At 66.4% G+C, this 17251-nt stretch carries 12 protein-coding genes and 1 pseudogene; 8 read left to right on the top strand and 5 right to left on the bottom strand.

The features are described from left to right. Together RD110_RS13785 and RD110_RS13780 are read right to left on the bottom strand one after the other, a co-directional pair. The gene (locus RD110_RS13785) at positions 1-432 is read right to left on the bottom strand and encodes a DNA polymerase III subunit chi (RefSeq protein WP_076200013.1); all 432 of its coding nucleotides are present in this window, start codon (positions 430-432) and stop codon (positions 1-3) included. A gap of 23 nt (positions 433-455) precedes the next feature. Next, positions 456-1985 (bottom strand): leucyl aminopeptidase, encoded by a 1530-nt coding sequence (locus RD110_RS13780; protein WP_076200012.1) that lies wholly within the window; start codon positions 1983-1985, stop codon positions 456-458. A 23-nt stretch (positions 1986-2008) separates the two neighbouring features. Here RD110_RS13780 and lptF point away from each other — a divergent pair, with 23 nt between their 5' ends. The 6 genes and pseudogenes from lptF to RD110_RS28605 all read left to right on the top strand — a co-directional run. Continuing rightward, a complete protein-coding gene (lptF, locus tag RD110_RS13775; protein WP_076200011.1) occupies positions 2009-3136 on the top strand; it encodes an LPS export ABC transporter permease LptF in 1128 nt (375 codons plus the stop codon). Next, on the top strand, positions 3133-4248 hold the full coding sequence (lptG, locus tag RD110_RS13770) for an LPS export ABC transporter permease LptG (RefSeq protein WP_076200010.1): 1116 nt from the start codon (positions 3133-3135) through the stop codon (positions 4246-4248). The genes lptF and lptG overlap by 4 nt, the downstream gene beginning before the upstream one ends. Positions 4249-4255: 7 nt before the next feature. Beyond that, positions 4256-4642: a sirohydrochlorin chelatase gene (locus tag RD110_RS13765; protein ID WP_083686265.1), complete on the top strand. Its 387-nt coding sequence runs from the start codon at positions 4256-4258 to the stop codon at positions 4640-4642. Positions 4643-4681: 39 nt separating this feature from the next. Beyond that, complete coding sequence (locus RD110_RS13760) at positions 4682-5623, top strand: CysB family HTH-type transcriptional regulator (protein ID WP_076200009.1); 942 nt, start codon at positions 4682-4684, stop codon at positions 5621-5623. 18 nt (positions 5624-5641) lie between these two features. Continuing rightward, positions 5642-6826 (top strand): pyridoxal phosphate-dependent aminotransferase, encoded by a 1185-nt coding sequence (locus RD110_RS13755; protein ID WP_076200008.1) that lies wholly within the window; start codon positions 5642-5644, stop codon positions 6824-6826. A 334-nt stretch (positions 6827-7160) separates the two neighbouring features. After that, a pseudogene (locus tag RD110_RS28605) lies at positions 7161-7841 on the top strand (TerC family protein); the annotation flags it as partial. A gap of 621 nt (positions 7842-8462) precedes the next feature. On the opposite strand, the gene RD110_RS13745 reads toward RD110_RS28605, so the two are convergent. Continuing rightward, positions 8463-9446: a Bug family tripartite tricarboxylate transporter substrate binding protein gene (locus RD110_RS13745; RefSeq protein WP_076200007.1), complete on the bottom strand. Its 984-nt coding sequence runs from the start codon at positions 9444-9446 to the stop codon at positions 8463-8465. Between the two features lie 185 nt (positions 9447-9631). Between RD110_RS13745 and RD110_RS13740 the strand changes: the two genes are divergently transcribed. Next, complete coding sequence (locus RD110_RS13740) at positions 9632-9790, top strand: DUF3309 family protein (RefSeq protein WP_076200006.1); 159 nt, start codon at positions 9632-9634, stop codon at positions 9788-9790. Between the two features lie 57 nt (positions 9791-9847). Here the strand turns inward: RD110_RS13740 and hrpA are convergent, their stop codons facing one another. Continuing rightward, positions 9848-13780: an ATP-dependent RNA helicase HrpA gene (gene hrpA / locus RD110_RS13735; RefSeq protein WP_239467287.1), complete on the bottom strand. Its 3933-nt coding sequence runs from the start codon at positions 13778-13780 to the stop codon at positions 9848-9850. 177 nt (positions 13781-13957) lie between these two features. Between hrpA and argA the strand changes: the two genes are divergently transcribed. Then, on the top strand, positions 13958-15307 hold the full coding sequence (gene argA, locus RD110_RS13730; protein ID WP_076200004.1) for an amino-acid N-acetyltransferase: 1350 nt from the start codon (positions 13958-13960) through the stop codon (positions 15305-15307). Positions 15308-15333: 26 nt separating this feature from the next. On the opposite strand, the gene RD110_RS13725 is transcribed toward argA, so the two are convergent. After that, on the bottom strand, positions 15334-17043 hold the full coding sequence (locus RD110_RS13725; protein WP_204249970.1) for an HD family phosphohydrolase: 1710 nt from the start codon (positions 17041-17043) through the stop codon (positions 15334-15336). Between the last annotated feature and the right edge of the window lie 208 nt (positions 17044-17251).

Raw genomic sequence — 17251 nt, 5'->3', positions numbered from 1 at the left:
TCAGGCCGCCTTGAGCACGAGGTCCTTGCGCTCGATCGCATAGCCGCGCGCGGCATAGTGTTTCCAGCGCTCGCGTGCGCGCAGGCGGTCGGCGTCGTCGAGCGAGACGACCTCGATGAGCCGTTCGAAGCGCTCGAAGCCTTCGGGCACCGATTCGCCGAGATTGAGCAGCACGTGTTGGTGCGGCGCGTCCAGCACCGAGCCGAGCAGCACCACGGGCGACGCCTCGAGCAGCGCCTGGCCCTGGCGCTCGGTGGCGTGCGGCACGAAATCGAGCGGCGAAAAGGTCCACAGCGCCGTGTCGAGGCGCTGCAGAAAGTCGGCTTCGGCCGTCACCGCCACGCGCGAACCCATGCCGGCGGCCTTGCGCAGCAGCCGGCAGGCATAGGCGAGCTTGTCGGGCGCATTGAAATGGAACGCGACTTCGGTCATGACACCCTGCTGCCCTCAGCGCGTCAGGCCGCCGCCGTGCCGCGCCGCGGCTTCTTCACGGCCGGCGTCTTCTGCGCGCGGCGGGCCTTGGCCTCGACCGACGGCGCCGGTGCCTTGTCGCCGTGGGCGAGCAGGTAGTCGACCAGCAGGCCGACCGGGCGGCCGGTGGAACCCTTGGCCGCGCCGCTCTTCCACGCGGTACCGGCGATATCGAGGTGCGCCCACGGCATCTTGGCGGTGAACTTCTGCAGGAACTTCGCCGCGGTGACGGCCCCGCCCGCACGCCCGGCCACGTTCGCCATGTCGGCGAAATTGGACTTCAGGCCCTCGCCGTACTCGTCGTCCAGCGGCAGGCGCCAGCACAGGTCCAGCGCCGACTCGCCTGCGGCCAGCAGCGCCTCGGCCAGCGCGTCGTCGGCCGAGAACAGCCCGCTGCGCACACCGCCGAGCGCGACCACGCAGGCACCGGTGAGCGTGGCGATGTCGATCACCGCGCGCGGCTTGAAGCGCTCGGCATAGGTGAGCGCATCGCACAGCACCAGCCGCCCTTCGGCATCGGTGTTGAGGTTCTCGATCGTCTGGCCGCTCATGCTGGTGACCACGTCGCTGGGCTTGACCGCGCCGCCATCGGGCATGTTCTCGCAGGCCGGGATCAGGCCGACCACGTTCATCGCCGGCTGCAGGTCGGCCAGGGTGCGGAACACACCGAGCACGCTGGCCGCGCCGCACATGTCGAACTTCATCTCGTCCATTTCGGCCGAGGGCTTGATCGAGATGCCGCCGGTGTCGAAGGTGATGCCCTTGCCGACCAGCACACTGGGCGCCGCCGTCCTGGCCGCGCCTTCATAACGCAGCACGATGAAGCGCAGCGGCTCCTTGGAGCCTTGCGCCACCGACATGAAGGACAGCATGCCGAGCTTCTCGACCTCCTTGGGGCCGAGCACCTCGCACTTGATGCGCGGGAAACGCGCCAGCGTGCGGGCGGCGCCAGCCAGCAGGGTCGGCGTGGCGTGGTTGGCCGGGCGGTTGCCCCATTCCTTGGCGAATTCGATGCCCGCAACGAGTGCCTTGCCCTGGGCCAGTTCGGTGCGCACGGCGCCGGCATCGGGCACGGCGATGGTCACGCCGGCCAGGCTGCGGCCTTCGGCCTTGGACTTGGTGGTGGTGTAGACATAGCTGGCCTCGGCCGCGGCCTGCACGGCGCAGCGCACGGCCAGCGGCGCCGGCGCATCGGCGAAGCACACGACGAGTTTCTTCACCTGAGGCGATTTCACGGCGCCGACGGCGGAGGCCACGGCCTGTCGCACCTGCTTGGGCGAGCCGTCGCCGCAGCCGACCAGCACCAGCCGCGCGGCCGCCGCGGCAGCGGGCTTGTACATGGCCAGCAGCTTGCCCGGCTTGGTCTCGAAATCCCCGGCTTTGCGGGCTTGTTCGATCAACTGGGACAATGCGTCCCTGGCGGGCTTGAAGCCCTCGGCCACCAGCACCACCAGCGCGTCGCACGTCAACGCCGCGCTGCCGGCCAGGTCGAGGGATTTCAGTTCGAAGTTCATAATTCAGCCTTTAATTGGCGACGATGTTATTCCATTCTTCCATTCGCAAAGAGCTGGCCCGAAGTTTCGGCGCCACGCTGGTCGCCCTCATCACGATCGTCATGACCATGATGCTGATTCGCACGCTGGGCCAGGCCTCGCGCGGCAGCGTGAACCCGTCCGACGTGATGCTGGTGATGGGCTACACGGTGCTCGGCTACCTGCCCACCATCCTCACGCTGAGCCTGTTCGTCGCAGTGGTGGCGTGCCTGTCGCGCATGTACCGCGACAGCGAAATGGTGATCTGGTTCGGTGCCGGCCGCGGCCTGGCCTTCCTGCTCACGCCGCTGTTGCGCTTCGCCTGGCCGGTGCTGCTGGTGGTGGCGGTGTCGTCGCTGTTCGTCTGGCCCTGGACCAACCAGCGGATCCAGGACATGAAGGACCGGTACGAACAACGTGGCGATCTCGAACGCATCACCCCCGGGCAGTTCCAGGAATCGGCCAGCGGCAACCGCGTGTTCTTCATCGACAAGGATTCGCCCGACAACCGCACCGGCAACAACGTCTTCATCTCGGCCGTGGACCACGGCAAGGAAGCCGTGACGTCGGCACGCAGTGCGCGCGTGGAGAGCGTGGGCGATGGCCGCTTCCTGATGCTCTCCAACGGCCAGCGGCTCGAGTCCAACATCGGCCAGGCCGAACTCAAGGTCAGCGAATTCAAGGAGTACGGCACGCGCATCGACGCCAAGACGCTGAGTCCCTCGGACAACGTGCCGCCGCGCGCGCTGGCCAGCATCGACCTCCTGCGCCAGCCCACGGCGCTGAACATGGGTGAGCTGGGATGGCGCGTCGGCCTGGCTTTCGCGTCGCTGAATTTCGTCGTCCTCGGCCTGGCGCTGGCCAGCGGCAACCCCCGCTCCACGCGCGGCGGCGGCCTGATGTTCGCGCTGTTCGCCTTCGTGGTGTATTTCAACCTGCTCAACCTCGGCCAGAGCTGGGTGGGCAGCGGCAAGCTGCCGTTCGCCGCGTTCATCGCCGGTCTGCACGGCGGCATCTTCCTGCTGGCGGTGGGCTGGCTGATGGTGCGGCACCACCATTGGTCGTGGCGCTCGCTCCTGGCTGGCCCGCGGCGTGCCAGCGCAGCCTCAGGCCGCACGGGAGCCGCCGCATGAGGACCATCCGCCGCCTGATCTACAAGGAGGTGCTGGCCTCCGTCGCCTTCGTCACCCTGGGCTTCCTGGCGTTGTTCTTCTTCTTCGACTTCGTCGACGAATTGCGCTGGATCGGCCGCGACGGCCCGGCCGGCGCGGGCGCCTACCAGCTGCCGCAGGCGCTGGCCGTCGTGGCGCTGATGGTGCCCAGCCACCTCTACGAGCTGCTGCCCATCACCGTGCTGATCGGCACCATCTTCGTGATGGCGCGCTTCGCACAGAGTTCGGAATACACCATCCTGCGCACCAGCGGCCTCGGCCCCTGGCGGGCGCTGTACACGCTGCTGGTGCTGGCCTCGGTGTTCGTCGTGCTGACGTTTGCCGTGGGCGACTACCTGTCGCCGCTGTCCGATCGTGCCGCGCAGTTGCTCAAGGCCCGCTACCAGGGCGTAATCACCATCGGCCAGACCGGCGCATGGCTGAAGGAGAAACAGAACGGCAGCACCTCGGCGGCGAACGTCGGCGCCCTCACGCCCGACGGCGGCATGAAGAACATCCGTATCTTCGAGTTCGACGCCAACGGCATGCTGCTGTCCACGCTGCAGGCCGAGTCGGGCCGCTTCGCCGGCGACCGCGCCTGGAGCCTGTCCCAGGTGCAGCGCAACGTGTTCAACACGCAGAAGGCCGACACCGCGACCATCGAGCGCCAGCGCACGGACAGCTTCCGCTGGCCCACCGAGATCACCGCCGAAATGGTCTCGACCGCGCTGCTCAAGCCCGACCGCATGCGCACCGTCGACCTGTTCCAGTACATCAGCCACCTCAACGCCAACGGCCAGTCGGCCCAGCGCTACGAGATCGAGTTCTGGCGCAAGGTGTTCTACCCGCTGAGTTGCATCGTGATGGTGGTGCTGGCCCTGCCCTTCGCCTACCTGCATTTCCGCGCCGGCGGCATCGCCACCTACGTGTTCGGGGGGGTGATGGCCGGCATCAGCTTCTTCCTGCTCAACAACGTGTTCGGCTACATCGGCAACCTGCAGACCTGGCAGCCCTGGCTGACGGCGGCCGCGCCGGGCATGATCTATTCGGTGCTTTCGCTGGCGGCCTTCGGCTGGCTGGTGCTGCGAAGGTAGACGCCGCATGCCCAACATGTCTCCCCAACGCGGCATCGTGCTGTTCGCCCACGGTTCGCGCGACCCGCTGTGGCACCGCCCGATGCAGGCCGTGGCCGCCCGCGTCCAGGCCATCGAGCCGCAGGCCGCGGTCGTTTGCGCCTATCTCGAACTGACCGAGCCCGATCTCCCGACCGCCGCCGCCGGGTTGATCGCCCGCGGCGCCCGCAGCGTGACGGTGGTGCCGATGTTCCTCGGTGTCGGCCGGCATGCGCGCGAAGACCTGCCCGCGCTGATGGACGCCTTGCGGGCGGCCCACCCCGCCGTGGCATGGCAGCTGCAACCCGCGGTGGGCGAAAACCCCGCGTTGGTCGAGCTGCTGGCGCATATCGCTTTGGGCGAAATACATAGATAGCTGAGGCATAATGAATTTCAACGTTAGCTGAAATTCGATATGAATCTACATCAATTCCGTTTCGTGCAGGAAGCCGCGCGGCGCGGCCTCAACCTGACCGAGGCCGCCAAGGCCCTGCACACCTCGCAGCCCGGCGTCTCCAAGGCCATCATCGAGCTGGAGGAAGAGTTGGGCGTGGAGATCTTCGCGCGGCACGGCAAGCGCCTCAAGCGCATCACCGAGCCGGGGCAGCACGTGCTCAAGAGCATCGAGGCGATCATGCGGGAGGTGGGCAACCTCAAGCGCATCGGCGAACAGTTCAGCGCGCAGGACAGCGGCACCCTTTCCATCGCCACCACCCACACGCAGGCGCGTTATGTGCTGCCGGTGCCGGTGGCACGGCTGCGCGAGGCGTATCCCAAGGTCAACGTCAGCCTGCACCAGGGTGCACCCGACCAGGTGGCACGCATGCTGATCGACGAGGTGGCCGAGATCGGCATCGCCACGGAATCGCTGTCCAATTACACCGAACTCGTCACCCTGCCCTGCTACGAATGGCAGCACGTGATCGTGTTGCCGCCGGGCCACCACCTCGCGGCCAAGGAGCGGCTGACGCTGGAAGACATCGCCCAGGAGGCGATCATCACCTACCACCCGTCCTTCACCGGCCGCACCAAGATCGACCAGGCCTTCGCCTCGCGCAAGCTGGAGCCGCGCATCGCGCTTGAAGCCATCGATTCCGACGTGATCAAGACCTATGTGCGGCTCGGCCTGGGCATCGGCATCGTGGCCGAGATGGCGGTGAAGGACGACGTGAATTCCGATCTCATTGCCCGGCCCGCCGGCATCCTGTTCGGCGTGAACGTGGCGCGCGTGGCCTTCAAGCGCGGTGCGTACCTGCGCAACTTCGTCTATAAATTCGCCGAGCTGCTGAGCGACCGGCTGGACCGCAACCTCGTCGCCAAGGCCATGAACGGCCACGTGAACGACTACGAGCTTTAAGCTGACCACTTCTCCACCATGAGCACTGATACCACTCCCGCCATCCGCACCCCGCACCTGCAGACCAAGCTGCCGGCCGTCGGCACCACCATCTTCACTGTGATGTCCGCACTCGCCACGGAAAAAGGCGCGGTCAATCTCGGCCAGGGTTTTCCGGATTTCGACTGCGACCCTGCGCTGGTGCAGGCCGTCACCGATGCGATGGCGGCAGGCCAGAACCAGTATCCGCCGATGGCCGGCATCCCGGCACTGCGCGAAGCCGTGGCCGCCAAGATCGAAGCGCTGCATGGCTACCGCTTCGACGCGGCCAGCGAGATCACCGTCACCGCCGGCGCCACGCAGGCCATCATCACCATCATCCTTGCCGTGGTGCGGCCGGGCGATGAAGTGATCGTGCTCGAGCCCTGCTACGACAGCTATGTGCCCAACATCGAACTGGCCGGCGGCACCGTGGTGCGCGTGCCGCTTACGCCGGGCACGTTCCGGCCCGACTTCGACCGGATTTCGGCCGCGCTGAATGCGAAGACCCGCGCCATCCTGATCAACTCGCCGCACAACCCGAGCGCCACCATCTGGTCGCGCGAAGACATGCTCAAGCTGCAGGAACTGCTGGCGCCGACCGAAACGCTGCTGATCAGCGACGAGGTCTACGAACACATGGTCTTCGACGCACGCCAGCACGAAAGCGCGGCGCGTTATCCGAGCCTGGCCGCGCGAGCCTTCATCGTTTCGAGCTTCGGCAAGACGTTCCACGTGACCGGCTGGAAGGTGGGCACCGTGGCCGCGCCCGCCTCGCTCACCGCCGAATTCCGCAAGGTGCACCAGTTCAATGTGTTCACGGTCAACACACCGATGCAGCACGGGCTGGCCCGCTACCTCGCCGACCCCAGGCCGTACCTGGAATTGCCGGCCTTCTACCAGCGCAAGCGCGACCTGTTCCGCGAAGGCCTGGCCGGCACGCGCTTCAAGCTGCTGCCGAGCGAGGGCAGCTATTTCCAGTGCGTGGACATCTCGGGTATTCCTTCGGCGTCGCAACTCAACGAATCGGAGTTCTGCCTGTGGCTGACCTCCGAGATCGGCGTGGCGGCCATTCCGCTGTCGGCTTTCTACGGCAACCAGTTCGACCAGCGCGTGGTGCGCTTCTGCTTCGGCAAGAAGGAGGAGACGCTCAAACTTGCGCTCGAGCGCCTGGCCAGGCTCTGAAGCGCGGGCAAACCCCTAGCGCCCGTGTTGCGCAACGCGGCGCTTTGGTGATTCAATAGCATCCACGAAGGGGAGTAGCTCCCAACGTCGACAGCAGGGAGGCCCGGACAACCGGTGCCGCTGCCGATGTGACAACCAGGTCGTCAACACGAAGCACGACTTCCGGCCTGGTTGGGCCCAGACGTACGATTCCACGCCGAGCCAGACCTTCGATCGAGACCCGTTGCCGGGGAAGGTCGAAGCATGGCGTGAGCCGGGGCACCGCCCCACCCACCCAGCATCCACCGCCCCGCCGCCGGGTCACCGTTCGAAGCGACGTGTGGAGGTGATGACGATGGAATTCATGTCCGTTGCGTGGTGGTCGGCCCTCGCGGCCATCGTGCTCATCGATCTGGTGCTGGCGGGCGACAACGCCATCGTCATTGCCCTGGCCGCGCGCAACCTGCCGCCCCATCTTCAGAAAAAAGCCATTTTCTTCGGCGCACTCGGCGCCATCGTCGTGCGTTCGCTGATGACCGTGGGCGTGGTCTGGCTGCTGAAAATCCCCGGGCTGCTGCTCGTCGGTGGTCTCGGCCTGCTGTGGATCGCGTACCAGCTGCTGGCCGAGCAGGACAGCGAGAAAGAGCATGGCGAAGTCGCCAGCACCTTCTGGGGGGCGATGCGCACCATCGTCGTCGCCGATGCGCTGATGGGGGTGGACAACGTGCTCGGCGTGGCCGGGGCCTCGCACGGTGCCATGGACCTGGTCATCATCGGCCTGCTGGTGAGCGTGCCCATCGTGATGTTCGGCAGCACCATGGTGCTCAAGCTCGTCGAACGCTTCCCCGCCATCGTGCAGATCGGCTCGGCCGTACTGGCCTACACGGCCGCCAAGATGATCGTCGACGAACCGCTGCTGGCCTCGGTCTTCGAGCCGCCGGCACCGGCCGCCACGGTGGCGCGCTGGGCGGTGTTCGCCCTCGCAATCGCCGGTGTGCTGGGCGCCGGCCACTGGGCCACACGCCGTCGCCGGGCCCGGCGCGGACACACCGGGTCGATCGAAGGTGCGGCCGTGCCCGACTCGCCGGATCCCCTCGCCCCGCCGACCGGAATAGCCGCTTCAAGCGCTTCGACCGCTTTCACCCCTCTCACGACTTCCGCCGCTTCCGCCCCGTCACCACAGAAGGAGAATTCCATGGACAAGATCATCGTGTACATCGACGACGCCGCCTACGCGCTGGGGCAATTGCAGCCGATGCTGCTGGTCGAACGCCGCACCCAGTGGGTGATCGTGGCCTGCGCGCCGAAGCTCACGCGGCACGCGAGCAAATGGGTGCCGGCGCACGCGCGCCAGGCCTGGCGCCAGCAATGGGCCGACAAGGCGTTCGCCACGCTGGGCCCGGTGCTGCAGTCGCGCGGCGACGCGGTGGAAACGGTGGTGGCCAGCGGGCCGCTGCACGAGGTGACGGCCAGAATGTCCGCCCGGTTCGGCCCGGCGCGCATCATGGACGCGCGGCGTCCGAAGTTCGGCCATCGCCTGCCTACCGTGTCGGCCACACAAGGCGAAACGGCCAGCAGCAGCGGCTGGCAGTTGCCGCTCGCGCTCGCCAGCGTGGGGGCGATGCTGACGCTGGTCGGCGACTGACCGGCGCCGGGCTCAGCCGCCCTTGTTGGCCAGGCCGAGCCGTTCGATCGTCGCCTTCTCCGAGGCGAAGGTCTCGTGGGCGTACCTGGTGTAGGCCGCGGTGTCCTTGTAGACGACGACCTGGTCGTACTTGTCGAAGGTGGCCAGCACGTTCGGGTCTTCCAGGGTTTTCTTGAAGCCGTCCTGCAGCGTCTTCACGATGGCGGGATCCATGCCCTTGGGCCCGCACACGCCGAACGGCGAGTCGGACACCGTCTTGTAGCCGAGTTCATCGAGCGTGGGCACGTTGGGCCAGCGCTTGGTGCGTTTGCTGCCGTAGGTGGCGAGCAGCCGCAGCCTGCCGGATTCGACATAAGGCCCCCAGCCGGTGGCATCGGTCGCGGCCATGGTGTGGCCGCCCAGCACGGCCTGCATGTTGTCGGCGTTGCCCTTGAACGGCACATGGGTGAGCTTGATGCCGGCGCGCTGCGCGAACTCTTCGACCGCCAGGTGCGGGCTGGTACCGGTGCCGGTCGAGCCGTAGGTGAACTTCTCCGGATTGGCCTTGGCGAAGTCCACCAGGTCCTTGATGCTCATCAACGGCGAACTGCTCGGCACCACCAGGCCGAAGGTGTAGCCGGTCAGGCAGGCGATCCAGGTGAAGTCCTTGAGCGGGTCGTAGGCGGTCTTCTGCATGTGCGGGAACCGGAACACGCCGAACGGCAATTGCGACAGCGTGTAGCCGTCGGGCTTGGCGTTGACCAGCTCGATCGCACCCAGCATGCCGCCCGCGCCGGGCTTGTTGTCGACGATGATGGTGGCGCCGAGCGCACGGCCCGCGCTGTCGGCGATGGACCGGATCACCGCATCGGTGGAGCCGCCGGCCGGCCAGGGGCAGATGTAGCGGATCGGGCGAGAGGGAAAGGCCTGGGCGCGAACCAGCGTCGGCGCGGCCACACCGGCGGCGCCGGCGAGCGAGGTTGCGGAAGCGGCGAGGAATTGGCGGCGTGTCGTCAAGGAAGTCTCCGTTGTTCTGGGTTGTGCACACGCTTGGCATCAAGCCGCGGGCAAACGGAAAGCTTAGTCACCGGTGCACATGCCACCCCGTAGGAAAACCCTGACCGTGTCGCGCGGCGGACACCGGCTGACAGGCCATGCCGGTGGACCGAACATGGGCTCACAAACAACAAAGGGAAAGCGCCATGTCCATTTCACTGATTCTTCTGATCGTTCTGATCCTGATCCTGCTCGGCGTACTGCCCACCTGGGGCCACAGCCGGTCGTGGGGTTACGGGCCGAGCGGTGGCGTGGGTCTGGTCGTGATCATCCTGATCGTGCTGCTCCTCATGGGCAAGATCTAGGCTTCGCGCCCCTGCCTGCACAATGGCGGCCTTCGGGCCGCCATTTGCGTTCTGGCATCAGCTGTTGAGCTGGCCCCAGGCCTTGTCCAGGCGTTTCACGCTGACTGGCTGGGGCGTCTTCAACTCCTGCGCGAAGAAGCTCACGCGCAACTCTTCCAGCAGCCAGCGGAATTCCTGCATGCGCGGGTCGGCCACGCCCTTGCGTTCGGCCACCAGACGCCAATAGCGTTGCTCCTGCGGCCGCAGCTCCGCCAGCCGCGCGGCGTCGCGCGCCGGGTCGGCACGGTACTTGTCCAGGCGCGATGTGATGGCCTTGAGGTAGCGCGCGAAGTGCTGCAGCGGCCCCCACGGCGTCGTGGCGAGAAAGCGCTTGGGCATCAGCCGCGCGAGCTGCTGCGCCGCGTCGGCCGTGGCCTCGGGTGCGCTCTTGGTGTCCTTGATCTTGCGCGCGGCCGTGGCGTATTCGGCCAGGATCGTGGCCGCGAGCCGCGCCACCTCGTTGGCGATCAGCGTGAGGCGGCCGCGTCCCTCCTCGATGCGGCGCTTGAAATCGGCCTCCGCGGTCGGCAGCGGATCGAGCAGGAAGGCCCGGTCCAGCGCCACGGCGATGATCTGTTCGCGCAGTTCCTCGACCGTGCCGCCACCCGAGCCGTCGGCATTCCTGCCCACCTGCATGAAAACCACGCCCATCTTCTGCAGGTCGGGAATGTTTTTCTCGAGGTACTTCAGCGCGTCCTTGATCTGCAACGCGAACAGGCGGCGCAGGCCGGCACGGTGTTTGGCGGCGGCCACCTCGGGCTCGTCGAAGACTTCGATGGTGACCGCATCACCGGCGTCGATCAGCGCCGGATAGCCGATCAGCGTCTGGCCGCCCTTCTGGATTTCGAGCAGCTCGGGCAGTTCGCCGAAGCTCCAGTTCGTATGGCGCTGGCTGGCCACGGTCGATAGGCTTGCTCCTGTTTTGGGAGCGGACCTCGCAGATGCTTCCTGCGCCAAAGGCTGTTTTGGTGCCGAACTCTGCGGGACGGCAGTGGCTGCGCCAGAGCCCGCCAGCTTCAGGCCCGCGAGTGCCTGGAACGCCCCGCGCGCCTGCGCGCCGAGTTCGGCCTTCAGCGCGCCGATGTTGCGGCCCGTGCCGAGCTGGCGGCCGTGCTCATCGACGACGCGGAAGTTCATGAACAGGTGCGGGCTCAGCATGTCGACCTTGATGTCGGCGCGCACGATGTCCAGCGAGGTCTGCGCACGCACCAGCTTCAGCACCGCATCGACCAGCGCGCCATGGCCGAAGACTTGGGGCGCGTTCAGTGTCTCGGCCATCTTGGTGGCGGTGTCGGGCAGCGGCACCAGGCGCGAGCGCGGGCGCTGGTGCAGCGTCTTGATCAGCGCCTGGATCTTGTCCTTCAGCATGCCGGGCACCAGCCATTCGCAGCGCTCCTCGTTGACCTGGTTCAGTACGAACAGCGGCACGGTCACGGTCAGGCCGTCCTTGGCGTCGCCGGGTTCGTGCAGGTAGGTGGCGGCACAGTCCACGCCGCCCAGGCGGATGGTCTTGGGAAACGCATTGGTGGTGATGCCCGCCGCCTCGTGGCGCATCAGCTCCTCGCGCGTGAGCATCAGCAGCTTGGGCTGCGTCTGCTGCGCTTCCCGGTACCAGCGCTCGAAGCTCGCGCCGCCGTACACATCGGCGGGCAACTGCTGGTCGTAGAAGGCGTAGATCAGTTCGTCGTCGATCAACACATCCTGTCGGCGGGCCTTGTGCTCCAGGTCCTGCACCTGCTTGATGAGTTTCTGGTTGGCCGCGAGGAACGGGAACCTGGTTTCCCACTGGCCATCGACCAGGGCTTCGCGGATGAAGATCTCGCGCGCCCCGACCGGGTCGACCCGGCCGAAGTTCTGCCGCCGGCCGCTGTAGATGACGATGCCGTACAGTGTGGCGCGCTCGAAGGCCGTGACCTCGGCCGCCTTCTTTTCCCAGTGCGGATCGAGCAACTGCTTCTTCAGCAGGTGGCCGGCGACCTGCTCCACCCATTGCGGCTCGATGTTGGCGATGCCGCGGCCGAACAAGCGCGTGGTCTCCACGAGTTCGGCCACCACGATCCAGCGGCCCGGCTTCTTGCGCAGGTGCGCGCCGGGATGGCGGTGGAACTTGATGCCGCGCGCGCCCAGGTATTCGCTCTGCGCGACTTCGTCGCCCTCTGTCTTCCAGCCGATGTTGCCGAGCAGGCCAGCCAGCATCGACAAATGGATCTGCTCGTAGCTCGCCGGCTTGTCGTTGAGCTTCCACTTGTGCTCGGCGACGACCGTGTGCAGCTGGCTGTAGATGTCGCGCCACTCGCGCACGCGGCGGATGTTGATGAAGTTTTGCCGCAGCAGTTGTTCGTATTGGCGGTTGCTGAGCTTGTGGCTGGCCTGCCCTTCGACAGGCTCAGGGCGAACGGGAGGGGCCATTCGTCCTGAGCTTGTCGAAGGACTCTGGCGGGCCGAGCCCGTTTGAACGGTACCGCCCCCGCGCGCCTCGTTCAACCACTTCCACAAATTCAGATACCCGCTGAACTCGCTCTTGTCGTCGTCGAACTTCGCATGCTGCTGGTCCGCCTGGGTCTGCATGTCCATCGGCCGGTCGCGCACGTCCTGCACGCTGAGCGCACTGGCGATCACCAGCACCTCGTCGAGCGCCTGGCGTTCGCGCGCTTCGAGGATCATGCGGCCCACGCGCGGGTCGAGCGGCAGCTTGGCCAACTCGCGCCCCACCGGCGTGAGTTCGTTGGCCTCGTCCACGGCGCCGAGCTCGGCCAGCAACTGGTAGCCGTCGGCGATCGCCCTGCCCTGCGGTTTCTCGAGGAAAGGGAAGTCCTCGACGATGCCCAGGTGCAGCGACTTCATGCGCAGGATCACGCCGGCCAGCGAACTGCGCAGGATTTCGGGGTCGGTGAAGCGTGGCCGGCCGTTGAAGTCGGCTTCATCGTACAACCGGATGCAGATGCCGTTGGCCACGCGGCCGCAGCGGCCCGCGCGCTGGTTGGCCGAGGACTGGCTCACCGGCTCGACCAGCAACTGCTCCACCTTGCTTCTAAAACTGTAGCGCTTGATGCGCGCCGTACCTACGTCGATGACATATCGGATGCCGGGCACGGTGAGCGAGGTCTCGGCCACGTTGGTGGCCAGCACCACGCGCCGGCCGCCGGCATGGTTGTCGAAGATGCGATCCTGCTCGGCCGGGCTGAGCCTGGCGAACAGCGGCAGCACCTCGGCGCTGCGGTACACCGGCTGGTGCGCCAGGTGCTTGCGCAGGTGGTCGGCGGCCTCGCGGATCTCGCGCTCGCCCGGCAGGAAGACCAGGATGTCGCCGGCGTTGTGCGGGTCGCGCCAGAGTTCGTCCACGCCGTCGGCGATCGCGTCGTTCAAGCCGTAGTCGCGGCTTTCCTCGAAAGGGCGGTAGCGCTGCTCGACGGGGAACATGCGACCGGACACGTACAACACCGGCGCGGGCCCCTTCGCCGATTCGAAATGCTTGGCAAACCGCTCCGCATCGATCGTGGCCGAGGTCACGATGATCTTCAGGTCCGGCCGGCGCGGCAGGATCTGACGCAGGTAGCCCAGCAGGAAATCGATGTTCAGGCTGCGCTCGTGCGCCTCGTCGATGATCAGGGTGTCATAGGCCAGCAGCAGCGGATCGGTCTGCGTCTCGGCCAGCAGGATGCCGTCGGTCATCAGCTTGACCGAGGCGTCGCGGCTCAGCCGGTCCTGGAAGCGCACCTTGAAGCCGACCACCTCGCCCAGCGGCGTTTTCAATTCTTCGGCGATGCGCTTGGCCACGGAACTCGCGGCGATGCGGCGCGGCTGGGTATGGCCGATCAGATGGCCCTTCTGGCCAGGATGGTTGCATTTGCCGCGGCCCATGGCCAGCGCGATCTTGGGCAACTGCGTGGTCTTGCCCGAGCCGGTCTCGCCGCAGACGATGACCACCTGGTGCGCCGCGATGGCCGCCATGATTTCCTCGCGCTTGCCCGAGACGGGCAGGGTCTCGGGAAAATCGATCTTCAGCGGTGCAACAACGGCAGGAGAGGTGGCGGCAGGGACGGACAAGGTGAAAATTTCGCAGTCAAAAACATCGGGGACAATCGCGGATTATCCCAGCCTGCCACATTCCTTACCCGCCCCACCGCAATGTCCGCCGTTTTCAACTTCACCTTCGTGCCCTGGTTTCGTTCGGTTGCGCCCTACATCCACAAGTTTCGCAACCAGACGTTCGTGATCGGTTTGACCGGAGAGGCGATTGCCGCGGGCAAGCTGCAGAGTATTGCGCAGGATCTGGCCTTGATCCAGGCCATGGGCGTGAAGATCGTGCTGGTGCACGGCTTTCGTCCGCAGGTCAACGAACAGCTGGCCGCCAAGGGGCATGAGGCCAGGTACTCGCATGGCATCCGCATCACCGATTCGGTGGCGCTCGACTGCGCGCAGGAAGCGGCGGGCCAGTTGCGCTACGAGATCGAGGCGGCTTTCAGCCAGGGCCTGCCCAACACGCCGATGGCGGGTGCCACGGTGCGCGTGATCTCGGGCAATTTCCTGACCGCGCGGCCCGTCGGCATCATGGACGGCGTGGACTTTCAGCACTCGGGCGTCGTCCGCAAGGTGGACGTGGGCGGCATCCAGCGCACGCTGGACATGGGCGCGCTGGTGCTGCTGTCGCCGTTCGGTTTTTCGCCCACCGGCGAGGCCTTCAACCTGGCGATGGAAGAAGTGGCGACCAGCGTGGCCATCGCGCTGCGCGCCGACAAGCTGATTTTCCTGACCGAAGTCCCCGGCATCCGCATGCAGCCGGGCGAGCCCAAGGGCGACGACAACCCGATCGACACCGAGCTGCCGCTGGCCGCGGCACAGAAGCTGATGGCCACCCTGCCCACGGCCCAGCAGCCGACGGACACCGGCTTTTACCTGCAACATTGCATCAAGGCGTGCCAGGCGGGCGTGGAGCGCAGCCACATCCTGCCGTTCGCGGTGGACGGCTCGCTGCTGCTGGAGGTGTATGTGCACGACGGCATCGGCACCATGGTGATCGACGAGAAACTCGAAGAGCTGCGCGAAGCCACCATCGACGACGTGGGTGGCATCCTGCAGCTGATCGAGCCGTTCGAAAAAGACGGGACGCTGGTCAAGCGCGACCGCACCGAGATCGAACGCGACATCCAGACCTACACCATCATCGAGCATGACGGCGTCATCTTCGGCTGCGCGGCGCTCTACCCCTATCCCGAGGCCAGGACCGCCGAGATGGCCGCCGTCACGGTGTCGCCGCAAAGCCAGGGCACGGGGGACGGTGAAAAGCTGCTCAAGCGCATCGAGCAGCGCGCCCGCGCCGCGGGCCTGGAAAGCATCTTCGTGCTGACGACCCGCACCATGCACTGGTTCATCAAGCGCGGCTTCGTGCCGACCGAGCCCGACTGGCTGCCCGAGGCCCGCAAGCGCAAGTACAACTGGGACCGCAAGAGCCAGGTGCTGGTCAAGAAGCTGGTGTGAGCCGGTGTCGCGCCCGCCCGCCCGGGCTAGGCGGGCAGCGGGGAAAGCGGCGTCGGCTCGGTGGGCACTTCGGTGTCGGCAGGGGCTTGCGCCGTCGTGGCGGCGGGGTAACCCGGCGGGTTGTAGTCCGTCGGAATATCGACCTGCTCCGGGTCCAGGAAGGCGTCGGCATAGGTGCGGTACACCTTCTGGCGCATGAACACGTCGAACAGGTCGGGGTCGATGTGCCCGTTCTTGTTGAAGCGCACCATGATCTCCAGCGCCTTGGACAGCTTCATGCCGGGCTTGTACGGCCGGTCGTGGGCGGTGAGCGCTTCGAAGATGTCGGCAATGCCGAGCATGCGCGCCTGCAGCGACATCTGGTGGCGGGTGAGGCCGTTGGGATAACCCCGGCCGTCCATGCGTTCATGGTGGCCACCCGCGTATTCGGGCACGTTCTTCAGGTGCTTGGGCCACGGCACCTGGCCGAGCATGCGGTTGGTGGCGACGATATGGTGGTTGATCACGTCGCGCTCCCGGGCGTTGAGCGTGCCGCGGCGGATCGACAGGTTTTCCAGCTCGTCGTCGGACAGGAAGGACTGCGGCTCGCCGGCCGGCCCGCACCATTGGCGGCCGATGCCGATGTCGCGCACGCGCTGGATGATGGCGTCGGTCATCACCGACTCACCGCTGTTCACCCCGCGCAGAAACGCCCGGTCGGCGTGCAGGCCGGCCACGGCGGCATCGCGCTCGGCGTCGAGCGCTGCCTCGGCGGCTGCGTCCACGGAGGGGCGCAGTGCGAGCTGGGCGCGCAGCGCGGCGATCTCGGCGTCGCGCCGGAGTACCTCGAAACGGGTGTCGACCAGGTCGATGCGGTCGTACAGGGTCTGCAGCTTGGTGGCCTTGTCGACCACGTGCACCGGCGTGGAGATCTTGCCGCAGTCGTGCAGCAGGCCGGCGATCTTGAGCTCGTAGCGGTCGCGATCGCTCATCTTGAAGCCGGCATACGGGCCATCGACCGACGCGTCCACGGCCTCGGCGAGCATCATCGTGAGCTCCGGCACGCGCGCGCAATGGCCAGCCGTGTACGGCGACTTGTCGTCGATCGCCATGTTGATCAGCTTGATGAAGGATTCGAACAGGTCTTCGAGCTGGTTCACCAGCTGCCGGTTGCTCAGCGCGATCGCCGCCTGAGAGGCCAGCGACTCGACCAGGCGCTGGTCGGCCTCGGAGAACGTCACCACCCGGCTCAAGTCGGGTTCCTGCGCATTGATGAGTTGTAACACGCCGATGACTTCGCCATCGTGGTTTTTCATCGGCACGGTGAGGAAGGATTGCGAGCGGTAGCCGGTGCGTTCGTCGAAACGCCGGGTGCCGGAGAAATCGAAACCGGCCTCGACGTAGGCATCGGCGATGTTCACCGTGCGGTCGTGGATGGCGGCGTAGGTGGCCACCATGGAATCGTTGAATTCACCCTCGGCGTTGATCAGTTGCAGCGGCGGGAAGTCGATGCTGCGCCCGGTGGTGCCGCCCATGAACAGGTCCAGCGAGTTGGTGCGCATGATCTCGAAGCGCAGCGCACTGCCGTCCTCGGTCATGCGATAGAGCGTGCCGCCGTCGGCGTGGGTGATGTTCTTGGCGGCGATCAGGATGCCTTCGAGCAGCGCGTCGATGTTGCGCTCCTTGGACAGCGCGGCGCCGATTGCATTGAGTTGATCGAGTCGGCCGAGCAGGTCGCCGACGAGGTCCATCGCCATATCACATCCTGTAAGAAGTGCCATGCCCAGCTTGCTGTCATCCGGGCGGCATGGCATCGAGTCACCCAGATTACCATCAATTTACACTTTGACAAATGTCGGGGGGCCGCGCGGACCTGGGTGAAAATCACCCGCACCGCGCGAAGGATTTTGCGCGAGGCCGCCGTTCACGGCCACAGCGTATATTCCCGTGCCTATGCACTCCTTC

It is taken from the genome of Rhodoferax koreense (genome assembly GCF_001955695.1).
In the GTDB taxonomy this organism is placed as follows: Bacteria; Pseudomonadota; Gammaproteobacteria; order Burkholderiales; family Burkholderiaceae_C; genus Rhodoferax_B; species Rhodoferax_B koreensis.
This window is presented reverse-complemented; position numbering and strand designations above follow the sequence as displayed.

Coding starts and splice junctions, on each gene's coding strand:
- RD110_RS13765 (WP_083686265.1), top strand. CDS start 4,256: ATGCCCAACATGTCTCCCCAACGCGGCATCGTGCTGTTCGCCCACGGT.
- lptG (WP_076200010.1), top strand. CDS start 3,133: ATGAGGACCATCCGCCGCCTGATCTACAAGGAGGTGCTGGCCTCCGTC.
- RD110_RS13785 (WP_076200013.1), bottom strand. CDS start 432: ATGACCGAAGTCGCGTTCCATTTCAATGCGCCCGACAAGCTCGCCTAT.
- RD110_RS13725 (WP_204249970.1), bottom strand. CDS start 17,043: ATGGCGATGGACCTCGTCGGCGACCTGCTCGGCCGACTCGATCAACTC.
- hrpA (WP_239467287.1), bottom strand. CDS start 13,780: ATGGCGGCCATCGCGGCGCACCAGGTGGTCATCGTCTGCGGCGAGACC.
- lptF (WP_076200011.1), top strand. CDS start 2,009: ATGTTATTCCATTCTTCCATTCGCAAAGAGCTGGCCCGAAGTTTCGGC.
- RD110_RS13755 (WP_076200008.1), top strand. CDS start 5,642: ATGAGCACTGATACCACTCCCGCCATCCGCACCCCGCACCTGCAGACC.
- RD110_RS13780 (WP_076200012.1), bottom strand. CDS start 1,985: ATGAACTTCGAACTGAAATCCCTCGACCTGGCCGGCAGCGCGGCGTTG.
- RD110_RS13760 (WP_076200009.1), top strand. CDS start 4,682: ATGAATCTACATCAATTCCGTTTCGTGCAGGAAGCCGCGCGGCGCGGC.
- RD110_RS13740 (WP_076200006.1), top strand. CDS start 9,632: ATGTCCATTTCACTGATTCTTCTGATCGTTCTGATCCTGATCCTGCTC.
- argA (WP_076200004.1), top strand. CDS start 13,958: ATGTCCGCCGTTTTCAACTTCACCTTCGTGCCCTGGTTTCGTTCGGTT.